This is a genomic window from Achromobacter sp. GD03932 (genome assembly GCF_029839485.1).
GTDB lineage: Bacteria > Pseudomonadota > Gammaproteobacteria > Burkholderiales > Burkholderiaceae_B > Achromobacter > Achromobacter bronchisepticus_A.
In genome coordinates this window covers 92390-117164 of sequence record NZ_JAOCAT010000005.1, presented here as the reverse complement: position 1 = coordinate 117164, position 24775 = coordinate 92390, and the positions used below count along the sequence as shown (strand labels likewise).

Below are 24775 nucleotides of genomic sequence, written 5' to 3'. Positions count from 1 at the left end.
CATTATTGGTCGCGCTTGACTTCCTTGAAGTCGGCGTCGACGACATTGTCGTCCACCGGCTTCGCGTTGTCGGCCGCTTGCTGCTGGCCGGCGGCTTGCTGCGCCTGCATGTCGGCGTACATCTTTTCGCCCAGCTTCTGCGAAACCGTCGACAGGGCTTCCACCTTGGCGTCGATCGCAGCCTTGTCGCCGTCCTTCAGCGTGTCTTCCAGTTCCTTGATGGCGGCTTCGATGCCTTCCTTTTCGGAAGCCTCGAGCTTGTCGCCATACTCGGTCAACGACTTGCGGGTGGCATGCACCAGCGCATCGGCCTGGTTGCGCGACTGAGCCAGTTCGGCGACGCGGTGATCTTCCTCGGCGTTGGCCTCGGCATCCTTGACCATGCGCTGGATCTCGTCTTCCGACAGACCCGAGTTGGCCTTGATGGTGATCTTGTTTTCCTTGCCGGTGCCCTTGTCCTTGGCGGACACGTGCAGGATGCCGTTGGCGTCGATGTCGAAGGTGACTTCGATCTGCGGCATGCCGCGGGGCGACGGCGGGATCCCTTCGAGGTTGAACTCGCCCAGGGCCTTGTTGCCCGCAGCGATTTCGCGCTCGCCCTGGAACACCTTGATCGTCACGGCCGGCTGGTTGTCGTCAGCGGTCGAGAAGGTCTGCGAGAACCGGGTCGGGATGGTCGTGTTCTTCTGGATCATCTTGGTCATCACGCCGCCCAGGGTTTCGATGCCCAGGGACAGGGGGGTGACGTCCAGCAGCAGCACGTCCTTGCGGTCGCCCGACAGCACGGAGCCCTGGATGGCGGCGCCAGCGGCGACGGCTTCATCGGGGTTCACGTCCTTGCGCGGATCCTTGCCGAAGAATTCCTTCACCTTTTCCTGGACCTTGGGCATGCGGGTCATGCCGCCGACCAGGATCACGTCGTCGATGTCGGAAACCTTCACGCCGGCGTCCTTGATGGCCACGCGGCAGGGCTCGATCGTGCGTTCGATCAGTTCTTCGACCAGCGCTTCCAGCTTGGCGCGGGTGATCTTCAGGTTCAGGTGCTTCGGACCCGAGGCATCCGCCGTGATGTACGGCAGGTTGATTTCGGTCTGTTGCGCCGAGGACAGCTCGATCTTGGCCTTTTCAGCGGCTTCCTTCAGGCGTTGCAGGGCCAGCACGTCCTTGGACAGATCAACGCCCTGTTCCTTCTTGAACTCGGCAATGATGTAGTCGATGATGCGCTGGTCGAAGTCTTCGCCGCCCAGGAAGGTGTCGCCGTTGGTCGACAGCACTTCGAACTGCTTTTCGCCGTCCACGTCGGCGATTTCGATGATGGACACGTCGAACGTGCCGCCGCCCAGGTCATAGACGGCGATCTTGCGGTCGCCCTTTTCGGTCTTGTCCAGGCCGAACGCCAGCGCCGCAGCGGTGGGTTCGTTGATGATGCGCTTGACTTCCAGACCGGCGATGCGGCCGGCGTCCTTGGTGGCCTGGCGCTGGCTGTCGTTGAAGTAGGCGGGCACGGTGATGACGGCCTCGGTCACTTCTTCGCCCAGGTAGTCCTCGGCGGTCTTCTTCATCTTGCGCAGCACGTCGGCCGACACTTGGGGAGGCGCCATCTTCTTGCCGCGCACTTCCACCCAGGCGTCGCCGTTGTCGGCCTTGACGATGGCATAGGGCATCAGGTTGATGTCCTTTTGCACCGCCTTCTCTTCGAACTTGCGGCCGATCAGGCGCTTCACCGCATACAGGGTGTTGCGCGGGTTGGTCACGGCCTGGCGCTTGGCCGGCGCGCCGACCAGGGTTTCGCCATCGTCCATGTAGGCGACGATGGAGGGGGTGGTGCGAGCGCCTTCCGCGTTTTCAATGATTTTGACCTGCCCGCCGTCCATGACAGCCACGCAGCTGTTGGTCGTGCCCAGGTCAATGCCAATAATCTTGCTCATGGTCGGTTACCTTGATTGAATCTATGAAAATAGGGAGAAACTTCTTGTCCCCACATAACTGGGGCTGCCCGCAGGGTTTTTCAAGACGCCTGGCCGGAATTTTCTACAGCCGTTTCCTGCAGGCGGCGCATGGCCGCGGTGAACTGCGGCAGGCCGGGCCAGCCGGTGACGCGGCCCAGCCGCTTGCCGGCGCGGTACAGCACAAAAGTGGGGACGCCATGCAGCGAGAAGCGCCTTCCCAGCGCTTCGTCCGCGTAGACGTCGGCTTCGAACCAGGTCAAGCCCAGTTCCAGCAGCGCGTCCCGGTGCAGCAAGGCGGTCTGCTTGAAAATATTGCAGTTATAGCAATCCTGTCCCCAGAGGAACACGCAGCGCAGATCCGTCCCCGGCGCCTGCACCACCGCCGCGTCGAATCCCTCGGTGTCGACATGGCGCATGCCGAACACCTGGAATATCTGGGCGGGGTCGAACCGGGGATCCGTCATGGCGCGCCGCCTGTTCAGCCCTGGCCGGCGGACACCACGACCAGCGCGGGACGCAGGGTCCGGTCGGCGATGGCATAGCCCTTTTGCAGCAGTTGGACCACCGTATTGGCGGGCTGCTCTGCGGGGATGGACGAAATGGCTTGGTGCTGGTGCGGATCGAACTTGTCGCCCTGCGCCGGCGCGATTTCCTTGAGCAGATTGCGCTCGAAGGCGGCCGTCAGCTGCTTCAGGGTCACTTGGACGCCTTCGCTCAGGGTTTCAACGGTTTGCTCGGGCTGGGCCAGGGCAGCTTCCAGGCTGTCCTTGACCGGGACCAGGCTTTCCGCGAACGACTCGATACCGAACTTGCGCGCCTTGGACACATCTTCCTGGGCGCGGCGGCGCACGTTTTCGGCTTCGGCCCGAATGCGCAGAAGCTGGTCCTGCTGCTCATTGACGGTAGCCTGGGCCGCGTCCAGCTGGGCGCGCAACTCGTTCAGCTCGGCCTGCACGGCGTCCTCGGCGGCGGAGGCCGCATCGGCGTTCTGGCCGACTTCGGGCGTCTGATCTACAGGCTCGTTGGGTGCCGTCATGGGGAATCCTCCAAAAAGTATGGCTTTCGCAGACATGAATGGGGGCCAATACCCCTATTTCAAGCCCGGGAAAGCAAATATTCCCTGACGGCGCCGGGTAAGAGAGGCAGGCGGAATGTAGTCAAAAATCCGCCCAATTTCTGCCAATTGCCGTCAAATATCAGACTGCAAGCATAAATTCAGCACTTCCCGACGCCATCCGGCAAATGGCGGACGCCCTCCGGCAGGCTACTTCTTGTGGGGCTGCGCGGGCGCGGCGGGATCGCTGGCGGGAAAACTGTCCTTCAGGGCGCGGTCCACGTCGCGATCCTCGTCCGGCTCCGGGCTGATTGCGATGGGGTCGCTGGCGGGGAAGGTCTCGGCAAGCGCCTCATCCAGCTCGTGTTCCACCTGATCTTCGTCCACCGGGGTACTGACCCGCCCCTTTTTGACGACCTTTCCAGTCTTGGGATCATGCTGCATGCGCCTTCTCCTTCAAGTCCGTGATTTGCGTAGGCCACCCCTGCAAGTGGCGTGCCACCAGGTCGGCCAGCCCTGCGATCCAGGCCGGATCGTCGTTGATCGCCGGAATGTAGCGGAAACGCTTGCCGCCGGCCTCGATAAAGGCGTCGCGGCATTCCAGACTGATCTCTTCCAGGGTTTCCAGACAGTCTGCCACAAAACCCGGGCACACCACATCGACCTCGGTCACGCCGGCGGCGGCCAGCGCCTTCAGGGTGGGTTCGGTATAGGGTTCCAGCCAGCGGGCGGTGCCGAAACGGCTCTGGAAGGTCACTTCTATCTGTTCGCGCGGCAGCGACAGACGCTGGCCCAGCAGGCGCGCCGTTTCCATGCAATCGCGGTAGTACGGATCGCCCAGTTCGATCGAATAGCGCGGCAGGCCGTGAAAGCTCATGACCAGCTTCTGCGGTTTGCCGTGCTCCTGCCAGTAGCGCTCGATGCGGCCGGCCAGCGCGTCCAGATAGGCCGGCTCTTCATGGAAACGCTTGATGAAGCGCAGCTCGGGCTGGTCGCGCAGGCGGCCTGCGTGGCGGGTGACCGCATCGACGACCGTGGCGGTGGTGCTGGCGGCGTACTGCGGATAGAGCGGCACGGTGAGTATGCGTTCACAGCCCTGCCGGCGCAGCCGAGAAATGGCGTCGGGGATCGAGGGGTTGCCGTAGCGCATGCCCAGCTCCACCACGGCGTCGATTCCAGCCTCGGCCAGGGCTGCGCGCACGCCATCGGCCTGGCGCTGGCTGTACACCATCAGGGGCGAGCCTTCCTTCATCCAGACGCCGGCGTAGCGCGGCTCCAGCTTCTTGGGCCGCATCGTCAGCACGAGGCAATGCAGGATGGGCTTCCACAGATAGCGCGGGATCTCGATCACGCGCGGGTCGGACAGGAACTCGCCAAGGTATTTGCGTATGTCCTGCTTACCCGGGGTGTCCGGGGTGCCCAGGTTCACCAGCAGCACGCCGACCTTGGCCGGCCCGCGCGGCGCGGGGTCTTCGTTGAAGGGGTCCTCCTGCTCGGGTTCCGGCAGATAGCGCTCAGGCCACAGGTACTTGAACAGGCGAAGAAACACAAACACTCCCCTTCCTCCGCAAGGAGGACGTAGCTTCGGATGGACCTACTGGTTGTGGCTGAGGGCGTTGGACAGCAAGCGCGCCGTGATATCCACGATGGGAATGACGCGTTCGTAGGCCATGCGCGTGGGACCGATCACGCCCAGGGTACCCACGACCTTGCCGTCCACGCCGTAAGGCGCGGTGATGACCGAGACCTCTTCCATCGGCACCAGCTGCGAATCGCCGCCGATGTAGATCTGCACGCCCTGGGCCCGGGTGGACACGTCCAGGAGCTGCAGCAGGTCGGTTTTTTTCTCGAACAGCGAAAACATCTTGCGCAGGCGGTCCATGTCGGAGGCGATGTCGGTCACGTCCAGCAGCTTGCGCTCTCCGGAGATGACCATGGCGTCGCCGTCTTCAGCGGCTTCCGCGCTGGCTTCGACCGCGGCCTGCATCAGGCGCGAGATATCCTCGCGCAATTGCGCCAGTTCGGTCGACAGGGTTTGCCGCACGACATTGAAAGACTTGCCGGCGAAATGCATGTTGAAGAAATTGCCGGCTTCCAGCAGTTCCGCTTCGGCATAGTCGCGCTGCACGAAAAGAATTCGGTTCTGGACATCGCCGTCGGGCGTGACGATGATGAGCAGCACGCGCTTGTCGGACAGGCGAATGAATTCGATCTGGCGGAAAACCTGGGCGCGCTTGGGCGTGAGCACCACGCCCGCGAACTGGGTCAGGTTGGACAGCAGGGCCGCTGCGGCGTTGACGGCGCGCGTGGGTTCGGCGGCCGCCAGCATCTCGCCCATGTTGTGCGGTTCGAGCTGGTAGGACTGCACCGCCAGCAACGAATCGACGAACATGCGGTATCCCCGCGGCGTGGGCACGCGGCCGGCGGAGGTGTGCGGGCTGTGGATCAGTCCCAGTTCTTCGAGATCCGCCATCACATTGCGGATCGTGGCCGGGGACAAGTCGAATACTTTCGATAGCGTCCGCGAGCCGACTGGCTGCCCATCGGCGATATAGCGTTCGATCAACGCTTTCAGTAGTGCGCGTGCGCGGTCATCCATAACAAGTATTTTAGGGAATCTTTTTCAATTGAGGCGATTTTTGTCCCGCAAGCACATATGCGGCCCCATATAATCGGCTAAACCGCCCATTCCGGGCAGGTTTCGGCTTCTGGTCCGGCCTTTTTTGATACGCAAGCAGCCATGCATTTTCCTACCGTAGCCCTGATCGGCAGATACCAGGACACCGGCCTGGACACACCGCTGAGAGCACTCGCCCACGCGCTGACGCAAGCGGGCCGGCAGGTGCTCATCGATGCGGACACGGCGCGCAACACCGGGCTGACCGAATACCCCGTCGCCACGCTCGAGGAAATCGGCAAGACCGCGTCGCTGGCCGTCGTCATGGGCGGCGACGGCACCGTGCTGGGCGCCAGCCGCCACCTCGCTCCTTATGGCATGCCGCTGGTTGGCATCAACCACGGACGCCTGGGCTTCATCACCGACATCGCGTTGCAGGACGCGCACAGCGCCCTGGCGCGCGTGCTCGAAGGCAGCTTCCAGATCGAGGAACGCATGCTGCTCGAAGGCAGCGTGTGGCGCGGCGACCAGAAGATGTACTCCGCGTCCGCGCTGAACGACGTGGTGCTGAACCGCGCGGGACGCGGCGGCATGATCGAAGTGCGGGTCGAGCTGGACGGCGCGTTCATGTACACGCAGCGCGCCGACGGCCTGATCATCGCCACCCCCACGGGCTCCACCGCGTACGCGCTGTCGGCCAACGGCCCCATCCTGCATCCGGGCATGAACGCCATGGTGCTGGTGCCCGTGGCGCCGCAGACGCTGTCCAACCGCCCCATCGTCATTCCCGACAGCGGCGTGCTGAACATGACGCTCACGGCCATGGGCCGCGTGGAAGTCGGCGCCAGCGTGCATTTCGACATGCAGACCTGGTCCGACCTGCAGCCGGGCGACCGCATCGTCGTACAGCGCGCGCCCTATACCATCCGCTTCGTGCATCCCGAAGGCTACAGTTTCTTCTCCACCCTGCGCCGCAAGCTGCACTGGAACCTGATGCCCGAAGCCTCCGACAACGTAGAGTAGTAAGCGCCCCGACATGCTGCGCACCCTGCATATCCGCGACTTCGTCATCGTCGAACAGACCGAGATCCATTTCGGCCCCGGCTTCACCGTCTTTTCCGGCGAGACCGGCGCGGGCAAATCCATCCTGGTGGACGCGCTGGCGCTCGCGCTGGGCGAACGCGGCGACGCCAGCATGCTGCGCGAGGGCGCGCCGCGCGCCGACATCACCGCGGTCTTCGATACCCCCAAGGGCCTGATCGCCTGGCTGCAAGAACGCGAGATCGACGCCGACACGGAACTGTCCTTGCGCCGCGTCATCGATGCCCAGGGCCGCAGCCGCGCCTACATCAACGGCACGCCCGCGACCGTGGCGCAATTGCGCGAACTGGGCGACAGCCTGGTCGATATCCACGGCCAGCACGCGCACCAGAGCCTGATGCGCGCCGACGCCCAGCGCGATCTGCTGGACGCCCACGGCGGCCACGGCGAATTGCGCACCGCGGTCGGCCAGGCCTGGAAGCAATGGCGCGCGCTGGCGCGCCAGCTGGAATCCGCCGAAAAGGACGCCGCAAGCCTGGCTACCGAACGCGACCGCCTGCAATGGCAGGTCGACGAGCTCGACCAGCTGAATCTCGGCCCCGACGAATGGGATGCGCTGCAGTCCGAGCACACGCGCCTGTCGCACGCGCAATCCCTGCTGGACGGCGCCAACCAGATCCTCGAAGGGCTGGACGGCGAAGGCGATTCCGCGCACCACCGGCTCACCTCGGCCAACCACCGCATCCAGCAGATGCTGCGCCACGATCCCGGCCTGCAAGGCGTCTACGACGAACTGGAATCGGCCCGCATCGCGATCAGCGAGGCCGTCTCCGACCTGAACAACTACGTCAGCCGCGTCGATCTCGATCCGCAGCGGCTGGTGGCGGTCGAGGCGCGCCTGGGCCTGGTATTCGAAACCGCTCGCAAATTCCGCGTCGAGCCCGACGCGCTTTGCGAGCTGCGCGACACGCTGCACACCCAGCTTGCGGCGCTGCAGGCCGCAGGCGACATCGACGCCCTGCGCGCCCAGGCGCAGGCCGCACAGGCGCAATACGACGCCGCGGCGGCCAAGCTGACGACCGCACGCCGCAAGATCGCCAAGGACCTGGGCAAGCAGGTCACGCGGGCCATGCAGACGCTGGCCATGCAGGGCGGCAAGTTCGAACCCACACTGGCCGAATCGGCGCCCTCCGCGCATGGCAACGAACAGGTCGAATTCCTGGTGGCCGGCCATGCCGGCACCACGCCGCGGCCGCTGGCCAAGGTGGCATCGGGTGGCGAACTGTCGCGGATTTCGCTGGCGCTGTCCGTCATCGCCAGCCGCGCCGCGCGCGTGCCCACACTGATCTTCGACGAAGTCGACAGCGGCGTGGGCGGCGCGGTGGCCGAGGCCGTCGGCAAGCTGCTGCGCGAACTCGGCGAACGCCATCAGGTGCTGTGCGTGACCCACCTGCCCCAGGTCGCGGCCTGCGCCAACAACCAGTTCCTGGTCAGCAAGGCGGAATCGCGCGGCGCCACCCGCTCCAGCATCGAAGAACTGGACGCGCCCTCCCGCGTGGAGGAAATCGCGCGCATGCTGGGCGGAATCAAGCTCACCGCGACCACCCGCGAACACGCCCGCGAGATGCTGGAAGGTTTCGGGCAGAACTGAAGCGCTGGCCGGCCTTGTTACGGCGGGGCACAGAAAAAAGGGCCGATTCGCGCCATAAAAAAATCCCCTTCATATTGAAGGGGATTTGGATCTTACGGACCCGCCGCGAGCGTAGCCGCGGGTCGTATGCAGGGCCGGGTCAGCGGCCCTTCATGCAGCTGCCGCAAATGCCGTACAACACCATGGCGTGGCTTTCCAGCGCGAAGGCGTTGTCCTTGGCAATCTTTTGTTGGCGCTTCTCGATCTCGGGATCCGAAAACTCGACCACCTTGCCGCAATTCGTGCAAATCAGGTGATCATGGTGATCGCCGTCGTTGAGCTCGAACACCGCCTTGCCGCTGTCGAACTGGCTGCGGGCAAGGATGCCGGCCTGTTCGAACTGGGTCAGGACGCGGTAGACGGTTGCCAGCCCGATTTCGACGTTTTCGCCGATCAGGGCACGATAGACGTCTTCGGCGCTCAGGTGCCGTTGGTCCGATTTCCGGAAAATATCAAGAATTTTCAGGCGGGGAAACGTCGCCTTCAAACCCATGTTCTTCAGTTCGCTTTGGTCGCTCATGGTGTAATCGCTCTCCGTCCGCGTTGGCATGGGCAGGATAGGTTCACCGCGAGCCGGCTCACCGAAATCATGCCGCCACGCGGAACTATCCTTATGAAACCTTTATGATAACGGTTTTGTCTGCTTCCAAATAATAGGGGCGCGTAGTGTCCATGATTGCACGAATTCCCTCCCGCTCGCTGAAGACCGGCCTGGCAGTGGCCGCTCTGGCCGTCGCCCTGGCTGGATGCTCGGGGGACAAGTGGGGCTTCCCCTACAAGGCCGGCGTCCAGCAAGGAAACTGGATCACCCAGGAACAGGTCGCCCTGCTGCAGCCTGGCATGACGCGCGAACAGGTGCGCTTCGCCCTCGGCAGCCCGACGCTGACCAGCGTGCTGCACGCCAACCGCTGGGACTACCCCTACTACTACAAGCCTGGCTACGGCGACGCCCAGGAACGCAAATTCACCGTCTGGTTCGAAAACGACCGGCTGACCCGCTGGGAAGGCGACAAGCAGCCTGAGCTGCAGCCTTACCAGATCAATACGCCCGACGCCGTCGCCGACGAAAAGGCGGACAAGCGCCTCATCGAAGACGAAACCCGCCAGAAGGAAGAGGAAGACCAGCGCAAGCGCGACTCCGCCGCCCCGGTCAGCCCCCTCAACCAGTACCCTGGCCAGCCCGGCAACGCCCCCGAGCCGCTCAAGTAACACCAAGGACTATCTATGCGTATCGCAATTGCCGGCGCCAGCGGCCGTATGGGCCAAATGCTGATCGAAGCCGTCCTGAACGCCTCCGGCCTGCAGCTTGCCGTGGCGCTGGACCGCCAGGGCTCGGCGGCGCTGGGCCAGGACGCCGGCGCGCCGCTGGGCAAGCAGACGGGCGTGGCCATCACCGATGACCTCGACGCTCTGGCCCTGGCCGACTGCCTGATCGACTTCACCCGTCCGGAAGGCACGCTCGAACACCTGCAGGCCTGCGTCAAGCACGGCGTGAACGCCGTCATCGGCACCACCGGTTTCGACGACAACGGCCGCGCCGCGATCGAAGTCGCCGCCCAGAAGATCGGCATCGTCTTCGCGCCCAACATGAGCGTGGGCGTGAACGCCACGCTCAAGCTGCTGGACATGGCCGCGCGCATCCTGAACTCCGGCTACGACGTCGAAGTCTTCGAAGCGCACCACCGCAACAAGGTCGACGCGCCTTCGGGCACCGCGCTGAAAATGGGCGAAACCATCGCTTCGGCCTGGAACGTGGCCCTGCCGGACGTCGCCACCTGGAGCCGCCATGGCGATACCGGCGTGCGCAAGCCCGGCACCATAGGCTTCTCCGTGCTGCGCGGCGGCGACATCGTCGGCGACCATACCGTGTCCTTCTGCGGCACCGGCGAACGCATCGAGATCACGCACCGCTCGGCCAGCCGCGCCACCTACGCGGAAGGCGCCCTGCGCGCCGCCCGTTTCCTGGAAGGCAAGCACAACGGCCTGTACGACATGCAATCGGTGCTGGGCCTCTGAAGCCCTCGCCTGCAAGAAAAAGGACCCTGCGGGGTCCTTTTTCTTGCCTGGCCCAAACGGCCTCACACCACCACGGGTTCCGGTTCAAGCCGCACGCCGTAGCGCTCGGACACCGCCGCCTGGATGGCATGCGCCAAGCCCATGATGTCGGCTGCCGTGGCCCCGCCGCGGTTGACCAGCACCAGGGCCTGGCGCTCATGCACGCCTGCGGCCCCCAGCGAGCGGCCCTTCCAGCCGCATTGGTCTATCAGCCAGCCGGCTGCGAGCTTGTAGCCGCCATCGGGCTGGGCGTACGACACCAGGCCGGGAAAACGCTCCAGCAGCCCGTCCCGCACTTGCGCCGACACGATGGGGTTCTTGAAAAAGCTGCCTGCGTTGCCCGTCACCGCCGGATCGGGCAGCTTGGCGCGGCGGATCTCACACACCGCGTCGAAGATGTCTCGGGCGGCTGGCTGCCCCGCCGCCAGCCGCGCGTGGCGCTGCAGGTCGGGGTAACCCAGCACCGGCCGCCACGGCCGGGGCAAGGCGAAACGCACGCTCACGATGACCCACCGTCCGGGCTCGTCGTGCTTGAACACGCTGTCGCGATAGGAAAAGCGGCAATCGGCCGCGCTCATTTCGACCTGGCGGCCTGCGCGCACGTCCCAGGCGGTCAGGCTGTGGAAGCGTTCCTGCAGTTCGACGCCGTAGGCGCCGATATTCTGCACCGGCGCCGCGCCCACCGTACCCGGGATCAACGCCAGGTTTTCCAGCCCGTCCCAGCCCTGGTTCACGCAGGTTTCGACAAAGCCGTGCCAGGTCTCACCGCCCGCCGCCTCGATCAGCCAGGCATCCGGCCGGGCTTCCAGCAGGCGCACGCCCTTGAACGCGACGCGCGCCACCAGTCCCGGCACCTGGCTCGGCAACACCAGATTGCTGCCCCCGCCCAGCACCAGCAGGGAGGACGCCTCGTGCGCCAGCTGCGACAGCGCCGGCAGCTGCGCCGCATCCTCCAGGGTCACAAAGGCCCCGGCCCGCGACGCCAGGCCCAGCGTATTCAACCGGGTGAGATCCTGGCTGACGGGAGACAAGTCGGGGGACGGAAGGACTTTGGCGGAAGAATTTGACATGGGTGCTGCGGATTGCTATAGTTTCTGTCTTCGCTCATATTACTTGATTGAGTGCTTGCCCTGAATTTCAGGCTTTGTTCGAAAACTGCTTGCAGTGAACAAATCCAAATAAGTCCAGGCCAAGACAAGCTCAAAAAAATCATGTAGAATGCGCGCCTTCTGATCGATAACCAAGTTGATCAGAGTGAATAAGAAAACAGGTTCTGGCTGTTCAAGTGCAGAACCCATGCGGGAGTAGCTCAGTTGGTAGAGCGCAACCTTGCCAAGGTTGAGGTCGCGAGTTCGAGACTCGTCTCCCGCTCCAAATTTTGATTTCCAGATCTTTTCTGGAAATCCTTGAGAAAGGGCCCTCCGGGCCCTTTTTTCATTTCTGCTCGAAAATCGGGCATTTCTCCACGCTGCCTGCGGCCATATCGCCCCGCCCCTCTCCGGCACGAATCCCCTAGCCGCCACGCACGCGGCCTATGACATACACGCCCCTTGGCCTGCGCCATTCATCCTGGACGCCAGGACAATTTTCGTGGATTCGAGGAAGTCCACGCCCTGCCCGGCTTGCGTACCATTCATTACGTCCTAGGACAAAGAAAGCGGCGCGGTGGCAGAGTGGTCATGCGGCAGATTGCAAATCTCCTGAGGTTGGTTCGATTCCAGCCCGCGCCTCCAAGACCAGCCTGGCATGTCGGCCCATAGGGTACGGGTGCCCGGACGCAGCCGCCCTGGCGGCACGCCAAGGAGATCGCCTTGATTCAAGTCACCCTGTTCCACGACGGCTGCAATCTCTGCCTGGGCATAGACCGCAGCATGGCCGCCGCCTTCGCGACGCCGCTGCACCGCTACGAATCATTCGACCTCGCGCGGCAGCCCGAGTCCGCCGCCCAGGCCAAGGCGCTCGGCATCACCCGCCTGCCGTCCCTCGTCATCGATGGCCGCGTGCTGCGCCTGGAGGATCACTCCCCCATCGAGCACTACGCCTGACCCCCGCGTGGCCGGATCCGGGCCCGCTGCGACGCACCCGCTCTTGAAGGCCGCTGCCCCGTTGAACCATGCAAGGAGCCCATCATGAGCAAACTCACCACCGCATTCGGCGCCCCCGTTCCGGACGACGACAACACCATGACCGCCGGCCGGCGCGGACCGGCGCTGTTGCAGGACGTCTGGTTCCTGGAAAAGATGGCTCACTTCGACCGCGAAGTAATCCCCGAGCGGCGCATGCACGCCAAGGGCGCCGGCGCCTTCGGCACGTTCACCGTCACCCATGACATCACGCGCTACACCAAGGCCAGGATCTTCAGCCAGGTAGGCAAGCGGACCGAGATGTTCGCCCGCTTCTCCACCGTGGCGGGCGAACGCGGCGCAGCCGACGCCGAACGCGACATCCGCGGCTTCGCGCTCAAGTTCTATACCGAGGAAGGCAACTGGGACCTGGTCGGCAACAACACGCCGGTCTTCTTCGTGCGCGACCCGCTGAAGTTCTCCGACCTGAACCGGGCCGTCAAGCGCGATCCCCGCACCGGCATGCGCAGCCCGCAGAACAACTGGGACTACTGGACCCTGCTGCCCGAGACCCTGCATCAGGTGACGCTCATCATGGGCGACCGCGGCATTCCGAAGAGTTACCGCCACATGCATGGCTTCGGCAGCCATACCTATAGCTTCATCAACGCCGCCCGCGAGCGGTTCTGGGTCAAGTTCACCTTCAAGACCCAGCAGGGCATCCAGAACCTGACGGACGCCGAGGCCGGTCAGGTCATCGCCGCAGACCGCGAGAGCAACCAGCGCGACCTGTACGAAGCGATCGAACGCGGCGAGTTCCCGCGCTGGACCCTGTACGTGCAGATCATGCCCGAGGCCGAGGCCCATACCTACCCGCTCAATCCCTTCGATCTGACCAAGGTCTGGCCGCACCGGGATTATCCGTTGATCGAGGTCGGTGTCCTGGAGCTCAATCGAAACCCAGAGAATTTCTTCGCCGAGGTCGAGCAGGCCGCCTTCAGCCCCGCGGTAATCGTGCCCGGCATCGGCTTCTCGCCCGACAAGATGCTGCAGGGCCGCCTGTTCTCGTATGGGGACACGCAGCGCTATCGCCTGGGCGTGAACTATCCGCAGATACCGGTGAACGCGCCGCGCTGCCCGTTTCACAGTTATCACCGCGACGGGGCCATGCGCGTGGATGGCAACGGCGGCAGCACGCCCGCGTATACGCCCAACAGCCATGGCGCGCTGCAGGCGCAGCCGGACTACTCCGAACCGCCGCTGGACCTTAATGGCGCCGCGGCCCGCTGGGACCACAGGGAAGATGCCGACTACTACTCCCAGCCCGGCAACCTGTTCCGCTTGATGGCGGCAGACGAAAAGCAAAGGCTATTCCAAAACACCGCGCGCGCGATCCGCGGCGCCTCCAGGGAAGTCATCGAGCGCCACATCGCCAACTGCACACGGGCAGACCCGGCCTACGGGCAAGGCGTGCGCGACGCGGTCATGCAGACGGAACAAGACCATCCGCGGGCCGCCCCCTAGCTTCAAAAAACATCAACCAACCCGCCACGGATAGCCGATACACTGAACTCTCCCATAGCCGGTAAAAAACAGGTGCGCGGCGTACAACCGACGCAGCCTCAGCGGAGACACAGGTGCTTGGATCCCAGTTGATTATCCGTACGCTGCATCGCCTGGGCGTCAAGACCATCTTCAGTCTGTCCGGCAATCAGATCATGCCGCTCTACGATGCCTGTATCGACGCAGGCATCCGCATCATCCACGTGCGGCATGAGGCGGCCGCTGTCTTCATGGCGGATGCGTGGTCCCAGATCACCGGCGAACTAGGCGTCGCGATGCTGACCGCAGCGCCGGGCATCACCAATGGCCTGGCGCCGCTCTATTCGGCGGCACAGGCCGAAAGCCCGGTGCTTCTCATTTCCGGCGACTCCCCGGTAGGGGAAGACGGCATGGGCGCGTTCCAGGAACTGGACCAGGTTTCCATCACCCGTTCCTTGACCAAGCTTTCGCTGCGTCCGCGGACCGTGCAGGAACTCTATCCCGCGCTAGACAGCGCGGTCGCGCAAGCGCTTGCTCCCCGGCGCGGTCCAGTCCATCTGGCTCTGCCTTTCGACCTGATGACTGCGGAGACGGGCTTGGCTGAACTGCCCGCCACTACACCCAAGCGTGAGCCCGCCGCGGTGGACGCAGCCGGCCTGGAACTGCTCGCCGCGTTGGTGAATCCGGCGCAGCGGCCCCTGGTGCTGGCCGGCCCCACCGGCGCACGGCCGCACATGCGCGCAGTTCGCGAAAGGCTGGAAGCAGTGCTAGGCGCGCGCCTCATTCCCATGGAAAGCCCTCGCGGCCTGAAGGACCCTTCCCTGGGATCCCTGGCCGAACTCATTCCGCAAGCGGACCTCATCGTGCTGGCGGGCAAGTGCCTGGACTTCACGCTGGGCTTCGGCGGCGCCGGCGCGCTGGGCAAGACGGCCCGGATCGTGGCGATAGATCCCGACCCCGCGATGCTGGAACGCGCTGCCCGCTTGCTGGGCGACCGCCTGGCCCTGGCCTTGCAGGGCGATCCCTACGCCGTGCTGCCCGCGTTGCGGGCAGCGCCAGCCCCGGCCGAACGCGCCTCGTGGCGCGCGCGGGTGGACGACGCGCTGCGCAACCGGAACACGCTGGGCGCCACGGCTTGCGCCGAGGGTGCGTTGGGGCCGCGCGCGCTATGTGAGACCGTCCAGACGTTTCTCGCCTCCGCCCCCAACCCGATCCTGGTGTGCGACGGCGGCGAATTCGGCCAGTGGGCGCAGGCTTACTGCCAGGCGCCGGTGCGCATCATCAACGGCATGTCCGGCGCGATCGGCGCGGGCATCTGCTACGCCATCGCCGCCAAGATCGCACAGCCCGACGCCACCGTGGCCGTGCTCATGGGCGATGGCACGGCGGGCTTTCACCTGATGGAGCTGGACACGGCGGCGCGCGAACAGGCCGCGATCGTCGCCGTGATCGGCAACGACCTGCGCTGGAACGCGGAACATCTCATCCAGATGCGTACCTACGGCCCGCAAAGGCTGATCGGCTGCCAACTCGCGCCGACCGCGCGCTATCAAGAAGTCGCCGCGGCGCTCGGCGGAGCCGGCTACGCCGCGCAGGACCGCGACAGCCTCGCCACCGCGCTGCGCGCGGCGGCGGACAGCGGGCTGCCCGCGTGCATCAACGTATCCCTGGCGGGCGAACCCGCTCCGGTTTTCAGCGCATCAATGCAGTCCGCAACCGGTCATTGACCTCGAAGCATCGAGCCCAGCTGCAGTCCGGTTTCGTCCCTTAGCACGACAGGAGACCCTCATGATGAGACCTACCGGCCTCTGGCCGGGCGCGTTCGCTCGCGCCGCGATTTGCATGCTTGCCACGCTTCCGGGCCTGGCGACCGCCCAATCCTATCCCGCCAAACCCGTCCAGCTCATCGTGCCGTTCAGCGCGGGCGGCGACGCCGACATGGCGGCCCGCAACTTGGCTGCCGCCGCGCAAGGCTTGCTTGGCCAGCCGCTGGTCGTGGTCAATAAGGCCGGGGCGAATGGCGCGATCGGCTCGGCCGCCGTGAAGAACGCCGCGCCCGACGGCTACACCTTGCTGGTCGGCCGGATCGGCTCCCAGGTCCTGCTGCCCGCGCTGCAACCCAAGACCACGCCTTACACCGCAAAGGACTTCACGTACATCGGACTGCTGGAGTTGAACCCCGTGGTCTGCGTGGTGCATCCGGACAGCCCCTACAAAACGATGGGCGATCTGGCGCAGGCCTTGAAGGACCGCCCCGGCAAGCTCAACTACAGCCACTCCGGTCCGGCAACGGTGCAGAACCTTGCACCGCAGCTGTTGCTCAGCAGTCTCGGCCTGAAGCCCGAGGCCGTGGTCAACGTCCCCTACAAGGGCGGCAACGAGGTCGCGCTGGCGGTGCTCAGCAAGGATGCGGACTTCGCCTGCAACAACCTGAGTTCAATGACGGGCATACTCGCCAGCGGCAAGCTGCGCGCCCTGCTGACGACCACGCCCGAACGCCTGGCGCAGTTCCCCGACATACCCACCGCGCGCGAGCTGGGGCTGCCCCAACTTGAGGCGGTCATAGGCTGGAGCGGACTGTTCGGGCCGCCCGGCATGAGTCCCGAAGCCGTGGCCAAATGGGCCGCCGTGCTCAAGCAGATCTCGCAGGATCCGAAGTGGATCGCGGGCAACGCCAACTTCGGCGGCATCCCTCACGTCCTGCCCCCCGCGGAGACGGAAAAATACGTCAGCCAGGGGGCCGCGATCTACGCCGACCTTGTGGCCAAGGCCGGACTGCAGGTCAACTAGCCAGCCCCACCCCCCGTTCCTGGCGGCCCGCCGAGTCCGGCGGACGCCGGGATCGCCTCGCGCAGGTAGCCGACGAATGAGGATACGGTCAGCGGCACGCGCGGCGTGTAGGGCCTGACTGCGTACAGCCGTTCCGCATATTCGCCCACCACGCGCCACCCGCGCAGGACCTCGACCAGCTCTCCGCTGCGCAGGGCCTGGTTGGCGCTGAAATCCGGCACCAGCGCGATCCCCAGGGATCCGACAGCCACCTCCCTCAGCACTTCGCTGTTGTTCGCGGTGAAGCTGCCGCGCACCGGAACCGCCACGCGCTTGTCTCCGTCACGCGACTCGAACGACCAGGTCGCGCTGCCGCTGCGCCGCAGGTAGTGCAGGCAATTGTGGACGGCCAGATCCATCGGCGTCTTGGGCGTGCCATGCTGTGCCAGATACTCCGGGGCAGCGACAAGCACGGAGCGCGTCTCGCAGATGACCGAGGCGACGTGCGTGTCCGGCACGCCGGCCACATGCCGGATGGCCAGGTCGAAGCCTTCGGTAGCCAGGGACGCCAGATGGTCGCTGAGTTCGAGCTGGATCCGCACATCGGGAAAATTCTTCAGGAATCCAGGTATCAGCGGCGCAATGACCTGACGTCCCAGGGCCACGGGCGCGGTCACGGACAGCACGCCGCGCGGCCCCTCGGACAGGTCCCGCACGGCCGAGAAGCCCTCTTCGATGCGCAGAAAGGCCGCCGCGGTCTGGTCGACCAGGCTCTGCCCCGCCTCCGTCAGGCCGACGCTGCGGGTGGTGCGGCGCACGAGAGGGACGCCAGCCGCCTGCTCCAGTTCCACGATGCGCTGGCTCACCGACGCCTTGCTGATCTGCAGGCGGCGCGCGGCCGCCGTATAGCTGCCGGTATCGGCCAGCACCCCAAGGCAATGGATATGCGACCACAGATCTTCCAGACGTCTGGTTTTCGTCATGCCCTGCTCCATTGTTCGAAACATCAAACACTGATTCCAGCCCTCTGATCTCGACGGCCGGGCGGCAATGCGCGACATTGCCAGCTCCAGAACACCATGCATGAGCCCAGGAGCCAGCCATGACCGCAAGCAATGCCAGCGCCCAATCCCGCGATGCCGGACACTATATCGGCGGCAGCCTCGTCGACGGGACAGGCAGCCGCCAGCCCGTCTACAACCCGGCCACGGGCGTTGTCGCCAGGCAGGTGGCCCTGGCCACGCCCGACGAGGTGAACCGCGCCGTGGCCAGCGCCAGGGCGGCGTTTCCGCAATGGGCGGACACCCCTCCCATCCGCCGCGCACGCGTGCTGTTCAGGTTTCTTGAACTGATGAACAAGCATCGCGACGAACTTGCCCACTTGATCACTGCCGAGCATGGCAAGGTTTTCAGCGATGCGCAAGGCGAAGTCACGCGCGGCATCGACATCGTCGAGTTCGCCTGCGGCGTCCCCCAGCTGCTGAAGGGCGCCCATACCGAGCAGGTATCCACCGGCATCGACAACTGGACGCTGCGCCAGCCCTTGGGTGTGGTGGCGGGGATCACGCCGTTCAACTTCCCGGTGATGGTGCCCATGTGGATGTTCCCGGTGGCGATCGCGGCGGGCAACACCTTCGTGCTCAAGCCCAGCCCCACCGACCCCAGCGCGTCGCTGCGCATCGCCGAACTGCTGCGCGAAGCCGGCCTGCCCGATGGCGTGTTCAACGTGGTGCAGGGCGACAAGGTGGCGGTGGATGCGCTGCTGGAACACCCGGACGTGAAGGCCATCAGCTTCGTCGGCTCCACGCCCATCGCCAACTACATCTACGAGACCGGTGCGCGCCATGGCAAGCGCGTGCAGGCCCTGGGCGGCGCCAAGAACCACATGGTCGTGATGCCGGACGCCGACATCGACCAGGCGGTCGACGCCCTGATCGGCGCCGGCTACGGTTCGGCCGGCGAGCGCTGCATGGCGATCAGCGTGGCGGTGCTGGTGGGCGACGTGGCCGACCGGCTGCTGCCCAGGCTGATCGAACGCACCAAGACGCTGAAGGTGCTGGACGGCGAGAATCCCGCAGCCGAGATGGGTCCCATCGTGACCCGCGCCGCGCATGAGCGCATCAGCGGCTACATCGATCTCGGCGTGCAGGAAGGCGCGCAACTGCTGGTGGACGGCCGCGGCTTCCAAGGCTCGCAGGCGGGCGCGGGCTGCGGCGACGGCTTCTGGATGGGCGGCACGCTGTTCGACCACGTCACGCCGGACATGCGCATCTACAAGGAAGAGATCTTCGGCCCGGTGCTGGGCTGCGTGCGGGTCAAGGACCTGAAAGAGGCGGTGGATCTCATCAATGCCCATGAATTCGGCAACGGCGTGGCCTGCTTTACCCGCGACGGCAACGTGGCGCGCGAGTTCGGCCGCCGCATCGAGGTGGGCATGGTGGGCATCAACGTGCCCATCCCTGTGCCCATGGCCTGGCATGGCTTCGGCGGCTGGAAGCGCAGCCTGTTCGGCGACATGCACGCCTATGGCGAAGAAGGCGTGCGCTTCTACACGCGTCAGAAGTCGATCATGCAGCGCTGGCCCGAAAGCATCGGCAAGGGCGCCGAGTTCGCCATGCCGACGGCCAAGTAACGGCAGTCCGTCTCACGCAGGCGAGACCCATCCGCGATAGATGGCGCCCGCGCCCGCTATCGCGAGCAGCACGAGGATGGCCCGCTTCAGCAGTTCCGGGGACACCCGGACCCTGAGGCGGGATCCGCCGTACAGGCCGATCAGCGCCACGGGCAGCAGCACGGCGGCTGCGGACAGGATTTCCGGCTGCGCATACAGTCCGGCGGCGCCGAAGGCCGCCGCCCGGATCAGGCCGCTGGCCAGGATGACCACCGAGATCGTGGCGCGGAACTGGTCCAGCGCATCCAGCCGGCGCGACAGATAGATGGTGTAGATCGGCCCGCCGGTGCCGAACAGCGCGCTGAAGATGCCGCCGAACACGCCGAACGGCAAGGCCCAGAAGGTGTTCAGCGGCGCCGACGGCTTGGCCCGCGCGCCTCGCAGCCCCTTGATGCACACGGCCAGCACGAAGCTGCCCAGCAGGATCAGGGGCCAGCGGGCGCCGGCGTTGTGCAGCAGCGTCACACCCAGTCCTATCCCCAGCAGCAACCAGGGAAACAGGCGCTTGAGTTCGACCAGGGAAACGCGCCGCCAATTGCTGCCACCCACCAGGGCGGTACAAGCCAGGTCGAACAGCACCACCAGCGGAACCGCGAACTGCAAGGGCATGAACTGAACCAGCAGCGGCACAGCCACCATGGCCGCGCCGAACCCCGTCATCCCGAAGACGACATAGGCGGCAAGGACGACGGGCGCGGCGCAGGCGAGCGTATCGGACGGCATCATGGGGAATCAGCTCGCGGTGATCTTCTTCTTTTCCACCAGCGCCTTCCACTTGGCGGACTCCCGGGCGATCTCCTCCTTGAGCGCGGCGGCAGGCACGATGGTCGCCGACATCCCCTGGTCAGCCAGATAGCGCTGCATGTTGGGCTGCGCGACCGCCGCCTTGGCATCGGCCAGCAGCCGGTCGACCGAGGCCTGGGGCGTGCCCGCCGGCGCCAGCAAGGCGAACCAGCCCGTGAACTCGAACCCCGGCACGCCGTCCTCGGCCGTGGTCGGCACGTCCGGCAGCAACGCCGAACGTTCCTTCCCCGTCACGGACAGCGCCCGCAGGCGTCCTCCCTTGAGCAGCGGCACGATGGCGTTGATATTGCCCACGGCGACCTCGATCACGCCCGCCATGAGGTCGGTGTAGGCCGGGCCCTCGCCCTTGTACGGGACGTGCATGAGTTCGATCCCCGCCGCGTCGCTGAAGGCTTCGCCCGCCATGTGCGTCTGGCTGCCCACGCCCGCCGACGAGAAGCTGAGCTTGCCCGGCCTGGCGCGCGCGTACTCGATCAGTTCGCGCGTGTTCTTGACCGGCAGGTTGGCATTGACGGTGATGACCATGGGTCCGTTGGCCACCTTGCCGATGGGACTGAAATCCGTCAGCGAATAAGGCAGCTTGCTGTAGATGAACTGGTTGACCGTGAACATGCTGCCCGACGCGAGCAACAGCGTATAGCCGTCCGCCGGCGCGCTGGCGACGGCCTGCGCGCCCACGCTGCCGCCAGCGCCCGCGCGGTTCTCGACGATTACGCTCTGCTTCAGGCCCTTGCCCAATTCGGCCGCCAAGGCGCGGCCCAGCAGGTCGGTGGCCCCGCCCGCCGAAAACGGGACGATCATGCGTATGGCCTTGTCCGCCGGCCAATCGGCCCGCGCCGGCAAGGCGATAAACGGCGTAAGCGCGAGGCCACAGCCCAGCGTCTTGACGATGCGGCGGCGTACATCATTGGGTCGGATTTCGTTCTTCATGGATTGTCTCCTTCAGTTCGCGGGACGGCGAAGCCCGCCGGCTCGCGGCCGGCTGACGATTCGCCAGGCAGCAACTGACCCTCGGGCCGATGGCTCGATTTTTTGGGGCGTTGCGGTGTTTTTCTGCGGACTACTAGGCTGCTGAACTACAGAACTACCGGACTAAGAACTACTGGCCGGCACAGACTGACTTCAATGCATCGAGCAACAACTGCGTAAGATGGGCCCGCGGGTTCTCTTTCGGCGCCAGGATGCCCAGACGGCGCGTGACGGTGGGCGAGCCGAACGGAATGACGCGGATACCCGGCGGAAACTCGTTCCTGCCGCGGCAGGCCGGCACCACCGATGCGCCCAGGCCATTGGCCACCATGGCGATCACGCCTTCCAGGTTGTCGATCTCCATGGTCGAACGCACGGTGATGCGCCTGCGCACCATCTCTTCCTGCACCAGATGCCCCACGCGCGCCGAACGATTGAAGCGGACATAAGGGTTCTGCTCCAGGATCTCCTGATCGCTGGCGCCCTTGACCGAGCGGTGGGCGATGACGACCAGTTGCTCCTCGACGAACGGCAGGAAATCCAGGCCCGAGCGCGGCGCGTCGGGCTCGGTCACGATCGCCACGTCCAGCTGCCGGTGATAAATGGCGCGCTCCAGGTCGTGCGTGAGCCCCGTGGTGACGTGGACCTCCAGGCCGTGGCCCTGCTTCTGCAGGTGCCGCAGCGCGAGCGGCAGCACGCCGGACACACAGGTGTGGACGCTGCCGAGCCTGAGCAGTCCCGACGAGGTGCCTTTCTTCAGGGCGGCGCTCATGCTTTCCCAATGCGCGATCAGGTCGCGCGCCCGGTGCACCAGCGCCAACCCCGTGTCCGTGAGTATCGGCGGACGCCGGCTGCGGTCGAAGATCGTGATGCCCAGTTCGTCCTCGAGCGCGCGGACCTGCATGCTCACCGCCGACAGCGACAGGCCGATGGTATTGCCAGCCTCGGCGAAACTGCCGTGGTCTGCAATCGCGATCAGCGTGTAGAGCGTCCGGATGTCCATGCAAGAAGGTTCCTGGTGAAGAGCGGCGTTGCGGAAAAGAGGAGTATGCCGCGCTAGAGGCCGAGCAGCCGCCGCGCGTTCCCTCCCATGACTTTCCCTAGATTATCTTGCCGGATCGGCAAGGTCTCGAACCACTCTTTGTACCCTTGCACCGGGCAGAACGGGAATGAGCTGGCGTAAAGCATCCTGTCCGAGAGAAAGCCGTCGGCCGCCTTCACGTATTCCTCCCAGCCCGGCATGCGGGAGAAGTACATATCGGGCGACAGCCACAGGTTCTGGCGCCGAAAGGCCAGGTGCAGGATCTCGTTGACCCAGGGCCAGCCGCCATGGGCGACCACCACGTTCAGGCCGGGAAAGTCCGCCAGCACCCGGTCGGTCCGTATCGGGTCCGAATAGCTCAAGTCCGGCCCCGCAGTGCCTCCCACCATCATGATCACCGGCACGCCCAGGTCCTCGCAGTGGCCGTAGATCGGATAGAGGCGCCTGTCGTCGGCGCACATGGGAACCGGGTAGGAGCCAGGCTCGATGTTGATCAGCTTGAAACCGTCCTCGACTGCCTGGCTGATGGTCTGGCACGCGCGGCGCCGGTCGGTGGGGTCGATGGAGGCGGCGCCGATGAATCGGCCCGGATGCTCGGCGACGATGCCGCGCACGTCCTCGTTGGATACGCTGCCCAGCACGCCGGCCAGGCGGCCCACGACCACGCCGCGGTCTATCCGCGCGGCGTCCATTTCTTTCAGCAGCAGCGCCATCGATTGCTGCTGCGCCGCTGCCGAGGGCTCGAAACCCACCGTCCGCGTAAAGCCGTCGCGGCGTTCTCCCGCCGAGTACATCAGCGTGTCCAGGAAGCCGCCTACCGGCGGCCGCAGCCTAAAGTCGATGATCATCGCAGTATCTCTGTCAGGTATGGGGTTGCCGCAAGCCGTGCTGCCGCGCCTACATCACTTCGTCCTTGCGGTCGTCCGTCTCGCCGTAGCGATGCAAGGCGGGCGGCTTCAGCCCGGCATAGAGCTTCTCGATGCCCGCGTTGATGGTCTCGGCGTGCTGGGCGAAGAGCGAATTGCCTTCCAGGTCGCTCTCGACGATGAAAGGCCCGAAATTCTCGACCTCGAACAGCCACATGGCCTGGGCAATGCCCAGTTCGTCCAGCCAGTGCACTTCGCGCACGCGCTTGATGCCCCGCCCCAGCAAGGCGCCCGTGCCGTAGCCCACGGTGGTCAGGTAGATCGCGCCGCCGGGCGCCAACACCTGCTTGTAGTCGTCCGCGGGCATGCCGCCCTTGCCGATCAGGATGCGGCAGCCGGTCTCCTCCAGCCAGCGCGGTATCCACTTGGAAAATCGGAACGAGGCGGTGGCGGTGACCGCACCCACGTTGTAGCCGCCGCGGCCGTCCGGCGCGGCCGCCGGCGAGCAATGGAAGTTGACGTTGCTGATGGCGCGCAAGTCCACGGGCAGCGGCAAGCCCTGGTCCAGCACCTTCTTGTACACACCCTCGCGGGCCGTGTAGACCACGCCGTTCAAGTACACGGCCGAGCCGAGTTCGAGCCTGGCGATGTCTTCGCGCCTGGCGGGCAGGTCCAGATGAAAGACCTTGATGTCGTCGTCGTTGCTTACCATTCGACCGTCTCCCGGCGCATGTAGGGCGTGAACCACTGGGGATCGGTGCGGTACTCGATCTCCCCGTTGGCATGGATCCGCGCGGTGGCGCGGCGCGAAGACAGGCAAAAGGTGTGCAGGCTGATGGGCATGCCACCGGTGTGGGTGTAGCCGCACTCGATATGGCAGTCCACCACCATGCCGGAACCAACGAAACCCATGGCGCCCATGCCGATGGAATTTCCCAGCCGCATCAGCTCCAGTTCCAATTCCGCCACCTTGGGGTCCGGATTGCGGTCCCCTACCGTGCGCAGACAGGCGGCCTGCTTGCCCAGCTGCATGCAGGTGTCCTTGGAGCCGCCCAGTCCGATGCCGACGATGGCCGGCTGACAGGCCAGCCCGCGCTTGCCGAAGGCGATCAGCGTGTCCAGCACGAAGCGCTTGATGCCGTCTATGCCGTCGCCGGGAAACAGCATGCGGTAGTCGGTGCCGAACAGCCCGCCCTTGTGCACGGTGGTGATGTCTATCCAGTCGCTGTCCGGCTCGAACGACCATTCGATCTCGGGCGCGTTGATGCCGACGTTGTTGTTGTGATCGGTGCGCCAGAGCGGATGCACGCGGTTGGGCCGCAGCGGCACGCTGACCGTGGCCTCGGCCGTGGCGTGGCGCAGTGCGCGTTCCACGGCGACGAAGCCGCTGTCGACCGAGGCGTGGTTGCCCACCTTGACGTAGTAGCGCGGCAGGCCGGTGTCGGCGCACATGGGACGCCGGTCCTGGTCGGCCGCTTCCCAGTTGTCCATCATGGCGTGGATGACGAAACGCGGCAGCTTGCCGGTTTCCTTCTTCTGCAGTTCCTGGATGCCGCGCTTGTAGTCGGCCGGGATTTCGATGGCCGCGCGGCGCATGATCTCCAGCGCCGCCTCTTCAACTTTCTGGACAGGGATGCTCATGA

The 24775-nt window shown here is 65.4% G+C and carries 24 protein-coding genes and 2 tRNA genes; 11 read left to right on the top strand and 15 right to left on the bottom strand.

All coding sequences use genetic code 11. From position 1 onward, the window contains the following. Positions 1–2: 2 nt before the first annotated feature. The 6 genes from dnaK to hrcA all read right to left on the bottom strand — a co-directional run bounded on the left by dnaK (position 3) and on the right by hrcA (position 5602). Positions 3–1928 carry a molecular chaperone DnaK gene (gene dnaK / locus N5C88_RS06650; protein ID WP_054450039.1) on the bottom strand — a complete coding sequence of 642 codons (1926 nt, stop codon included), beginning with the start codon at positions 1926–1928 and terminating at the stop codon, positions 3–5. An 80-nt stretch (positions 1929–2008) separates the two neighbouring features. Then, positions 2009–2413, bottom strand: a complete 405-nt coding sequence (locus N5C88_RS06645; protein WP_054450037.1) for a thioredoxin family protein — start codon at positions 2411–2413, stop codon at positions 2009–2011. Between the two features lie 14 nt (positions 2414–2427). Beyond that, a complete protein-coding gene (gene grpE, locus N5C88_RS06640; protein WP_059373780.1) occupies positions 2428–2985 on the bottom strand; it encodes a nucleotide exchange factor GrpE in 558 nt (185 codons plus the stop codon). A 228-nt stretch (positions 2986–3213) separates the two neighbouring features. After that, positions 3214–3447: a hypothetical protein gene (locus tag N5C88_RS06635; RefSeq protein ID WP_118932865.1), complete on the bottom strand. Its 234-nt coding sequence runs from the start codon at positions 3445–3447 to the stop codon at positions 3214–3216. After that, complete coding sequence (hemH, locus tag N5C88_RS06630) at positions 3437–4552, bottom strand: ferrochelatase (protein ID WP_059373843.1); 1116 nt, start codon at positions 4550–4552, stop codon at positions 3437–3439. The genes N5C88_RS06635 and hemH overlap by 11 nt, the downstream gene beginning before the upstream one ends. 45 nt (positions 4553–4597) lie before the next feature. Beyond that, positions 4598–5602, bottom strand: coding sequence for a heat-inducible transcriptional repressor HrcA (gene hrcA / locus N5C88_RS06625; RefSeq protein WP_054450033.1), 1005 nt, complete (start codon positions 5600–5602; stop codon positions 4598–4600). Positions 5603–5743: 141 nt separating this feature from the next. Between hrcA and N5C88_RS06620 the strand changes: the two genes are divergently transcribed. Both N5C88_RS06620 and recN read left to right on the top strand, forming a co-directional pair. After that, positions 5744–6643 carry an NAD kinase gene (locus N5C88_RS06620; protein WP_059373778.1) on the top strand — a complete coding sequence of 300 codons (900 nt, stop codon included), beginning with the start codon at positions 5744–5746 and terminating at the stop codon, positions 6641–6643. A gap of 13 nt (positions 6644–6656) precedes the next feature. Further along, positions 6657–8312 (top strand): DNA repair protein RecN, encoded by a 1656-nt coding sequence (gene recN, locus N5C88_RS06615; RefSeq protein WP_280015001.1) that lies wholly within the window; start codon positions 6657–6659, stop codon positions 8310–8312. A 139-nt stretch (positions 8313–8451) separates the two neighbouring features. On the opposite strand, the gene fur is transcribed toward recN, so the two are convergent. After that, positions 8452–8871, bottom strand: a complete 420-nt coding sequence (gene fur / locus N5C88_RS06610) for a ferric iron uptake transcriptional regulator (RefSeq protein WP_013391855.1) — start codon at positions 8869–8871, stop codon at positions 8452–8454. A gap of 152 nt (positions 8872–9023) precedes the next feature. Between fur and N5C88_RS06605 the strand changes: the two genes are divergently transcribed. Both N5C88_RS06605 and dapB read left to right on the top strand, forming a co-directional pair. Beyond that, entirely contained in the window at positions 9024–9560 is a 537-nt protein-coding gene (locus N5C88_RS06605; RefSeq protein WP_059373776.1) for an outer membrane protein assembly factor BamE, read from the top strand. Between the two features lie 15 nt (positions 9561–9575). Then, positions 9576–10367 carry a 4-hydroxy-tetrahydrodipicolinate reductase gene (gene dapB, locus N5C88_RS06600; RefSeq protein ID WP_118932867.1) on the top strand — a complete coding sequence of 264 codons (792 nt, stop codon included), beginning with the start codon at positions 9576–9578 and terminating at the stop codon, positions 10365–10367. A gap of 62 nt (positions 10368–10429) precedes the next feature. On the opposite strand, the gene murB is transcribed toward dapB, so the two are convergent. After that, positions 10430–11476: a UDP-N-acetylmuramate dehydrogenase gene (gene murB, locus N5C88_RS06595; RefSeq protein ID WP_059373774.1), complete on the bottom strand. Its 1047-nt coding sequence runs from the start codon at positions 11474–11476 to the stop codon at positions 10430–10432. Between the two features lie 228 nt (positions 11477–11704). Between murB and N5C88_RS06590 the strand changes: the two genes are divergently transcribed. From N5C88_RS06590 to N5C88_RS06565, 6 genes are all read left to right on the top strand, one after another. After that, a tRNA-Gly gene (locus tag N5C88_RS06590) sits at positions 11705–11780 on the top strand. 285 nt (positions 11781–12065) lie between these two features. Further along, a tRNA-Cys gene (locus N5C88_RS06585) sits at positions 12066–12139 on the top strand. Between the two features lie 78 nt (positions 12140–12217). Further along, complete coding sequence (locus N5C88_RS06580; RefSeq protein WP_059373773.1) at positions 12218–12451, top strand: hypothetical protein; 234 nt, start codon at positions 12218–12220, stop codon at positions 12449–12451. A gap of 84 nt (positions 12452–12535) precedes the next feature. Then, positions 12536–13993: a catalase gene (locus N5C88_RS06575; RefSeq protein WP_059373772.1), complete on the top strand. Its 1458-nt coding sequence runs from the start codon at positions 12536–12538 to the stop codon at positions 13991–13993. A gap of 113 nt (positions 13994–14106) precedes the next feature. Then, entirely contained in the window at positions 14107–15738 is a 1632-nt protein-coding gene (locus tag N5C88_RS06570) for a thiamine pyrophosphate-binding protein (protein WP_280015000.1), read from the top strand. Between the two features lie 61 nt (positions 15739–15799). Beyond that, positions 15800–16801, top strand: coding sequence for a tripartite tricarboxylate transporter substrate binding protein (locus N5C88_RS06565; protein ID WP_280014999.1), 1002 nt, complete (start codon positions 15800–15802; stop codon positions 16799–16801). Here N5C88_RS06565 and N5C88_RS06560 read toward each other — a convergent pair. Further along, complete coding sequence (locus N5C88_RS06560) at positions 16798–17763, bottom strand: LysR family transcriptional regulator (RefSeq protein ID WP_280014998.1); 966 nt, start codon at positions 17761–17763, stop codon at positions 16798–16800. The genes N5C88_RS06565 and N5C88_RS06560 overlap by 4 nt on opposite strands. Before the next feature lie 119 nt (positions 17764–17882). Between N5C88_RS06560 and N5C88_RS06555 the strand changes: the two genes are divergently transcribed. After that, positions 17883–19412 carry a CoA-acylating methylmalonate-semialdehyde dehydrogenase gene (locus N5C88_RS06555; protein ID WP_118932873.1) on the top strand — a complete coding sequence of 510 codons (1530 nt, stop codon included), beginning with the start codon at positions 17883–17885 and terminating at the stop codon, positions 19410–19412. 12 nt (positions 19413–19424) lie between these two features. Here N5C88_RS06555 and N5C88_RS06550 read toward each other — a convergent pair whose 3' ends face one another. From N5C88_RS06550 to N5C88_RS06525, 6 genes are all read right to left on the bottom strand, one after another. Next, positions 19425–20177, bottom strand: coding sequence for a sulfite exporter TauE/SafE family protein (locus tag N5C88_RS06550; protein WP_347881384.1), 753 nt, complete (start codon positions 20175–20177; stop codon positions 19425–19427). Positions 20178–20183: 6 nt separating this feature from the next. Beyond that, on the bottom strand, positions 20184–21185 hold the full coding sequence (locus tag N5C88_RS06545) for a tripartite tricarboxylate transporter substrate binding protein (RefSeq protein ID WP_059373768.1): 1002 nt from the start codon (positions 21183–21185) through the stop codon (positions 20184–20186). A 169-nt stretch (positions 21186–21354) separates the two neighbouring features. After that, positions 21355–22227: a LysR substrate-binding domain-containing protein gene (locus tag N5C88_RS06540; protein WP_054450007.1), complete on the bottom strand. Its 873-nt coding sequence runs from the start codon at positions 22225–22227 to the stop codon at positions 21355–21357. Between the two features lie 53 nt (positions 22228–22280). After that, positions 22281–23114 (bottom strand): amidohydrolase family protein, encoded by an 834-nt coding sequence (locus tag N5C88_RS06535; RefSeq protein ID WP_280014997.1) that lies wholly within the window; start codon positions 23112–23114, stop codon positions 22281–22283. Positions 23115–23163: 49 nt separating this feature from the next. Beyond that, the gene (locus N5C88_RS06530; protein WP_280014996.1) at positions 23164–23844 is read right to left on the bottom strand and encodes a fumarate hydratase C-terminal domain-containing protein; all 681 of its coding nucleotides are present in this window, start codon (positions 23842–23844) and stop codon (positions 23164–23166) included. After that, positions 23838–24773 carry a fumarate hydratase gene (locus tag N5C88_RS06525; protein ID WP_059373764.1) on the bottom strand — a complete coding sequence of 312 codons (936 nt, stop codon included), beginning with the start codon at positions 24771–24773 and terminating at the stop codon, positions 23838–23840. The genes N5C88_RS06530 and N5C88_RS06525 overlap by 7 nt, the downstream gene beginning before the upstream one ends. Positions 24774–24775 lie beyond the last annotated feature (2 nt).

What these genes read in the sequence shown, in the direction of transcription:
- N5C88_RS06645 (WP_054450037.1), bottom strand. Translation starts at nt 2,413, where the DNA reads ATGACGGATCCCCGGTTCGACCCCGCCCAGATATTCCAGGTGTTCGGC.
- N5C88_RS06535 (WP_280014997.1), bottom strand. Translation starts at nt 23,114, where the DNA reads ATGATCATCGACTTTAGGCTGCGGCCGCCGGTAGGCGGCTTCCTGGAC.
- N5C88_RS06545 (WP_059373768.1), bottom strand. Translation starts at nt 21,185, where the DNA reads ATGAAGAACGAAATCCGACCCAATGATGTACGCCGCCGCATCGTCAAG.
- N5C88_RS06550 (WP_347881384.1), bottom strand. Translation starts at nt 20,177, where the DNA reads ATGATGCCGTCCGATACGCTCGCCTGCGCCGCGCCCGTCGTCCTTGCC.
- N5C88_RS06620 (WP_059373778.1), top strand. Translation starts at nt 5,744, where the DNA reads ATGCATTTTCCTACCGTAGCCCTGATCGGCAGATACCAGGACACCGGC.
- N5C88_RS06530 (WP_280014996.1), bottom strand. Translation starts at nt 23,844, where the DNA reads ATGGTAAGCAACGACGACGACATCAAGGTCTTTCATCTGGACCTGCCC.
- fur (WP_013391855.1), bottom strand. Translation starts at nt 8,871, where the DNA reads ATGAGCGACCAAAGCGAACTGAAGAACATGGGTTTGAAGGCGACGTTT.
- N5C88_RS06635 (WP_118932865.1), bottom strand. Translation starts at nt 3,447, where the DNA reads ATGCAGCATGATCCCAAGACTGGAAAGGTCGTCAAAAAGGGGCGGGTC.
- recN (WP_280015001.1), top strand. Translation starts at nt 6,657, where the DNA reads ATGCTGCGCACCCTGCATATCCGCGACTTCGTCATCGTCGAACAGACC.
- N5C88_RS06555 (WP_118932873.1), top strand. Translation starts at nt 17,883, where the DNA reads ATGACCGCAAGCAATGCCAGCGCCCAATCCCGCGATGCCGGACACTAT.
- hrcA (WP_054450033.1), bottom strand. Translation starts at nt 5,602, where the DNA reads ATGGATGACCGCGCACGCGCACTACTGAAAGCGTTGATCGAACGCTAT.
- N5C88_RS06540 (WP_054450007.1), bottom strand. Translation starts at nt 22,227, where the DNA reads ATGGACATCCGGACGCTCTACACGCTGATCGCGATTGCAGACCACGGC.
- N5C88_RS06605 (WP_059373776.1), top strand. Translation starts at nt 9,024, where the DNA reads ATGATTGCACGAATTCCCTCCCGCTCGCTGAAGACCGGCCTGGCAGTG.
- murB (WP_059373774.1), bottom strand. Translation starts at nt 11,476, where the DNA reads ATGTCAAATTCTTCCGCCAAAGTCCTTCCGTCCCCCGACTTGTCTCCC.
- N5C88_RS06575 (WP_059373772.1), top strand. Translation starts at nt 12,536, where the DNA reads ATGAGCAAACTCACCACCGCATTCGGCGCCCCCGTTCCGGACGACGAC.
- grpE (WP_059373780.1), bottom strand. Translation starts at nt 2,985, where the DNA reads ATGACGGCACCCAACGAGCCTGTAGATCAGACGCCCGAAGTCGGCCAG.
- dnaK (WP_054450039.1), bottom strand. Translation starts at nt 1,928, where the DNA reads ATGAGCAAGATTATTGGCATTGACCTGGGCACGACCAACAGCTGCGTG.
- dapB (WP_118932867.1), top strand. Translation starts at nt 9,576, where the DNA reads ATGCGTATCGCAATTGCCGGCGCCAGCGGCCGTATGGGCCAAATGCTG.
- N5C88_RS06525 (WP_059373764.1), bottom strand. Translation starts at nt 24,773, where the DNA reads ATGAGCATCCCTGTCCAGAAAGTTGAAGAGGCGGCGCTGGAGATCATG.
- N5C88_RS06560 (WP_280014998.1), bottom strand. Translation starts at nt 17,763, where the DNA reads ATGACGAAAACCAGACGTCTGGAAGATCTGTGGTCGCATATCCATTGC.
- N5C88_RS06565 (WP_280014999.1), top strand. Translation starts at nt 15,800, where the DNA reads ATGATGAGACCTACCGGCCTCTGGCCGGGCGCGTTCGCTCGCGCCGCG.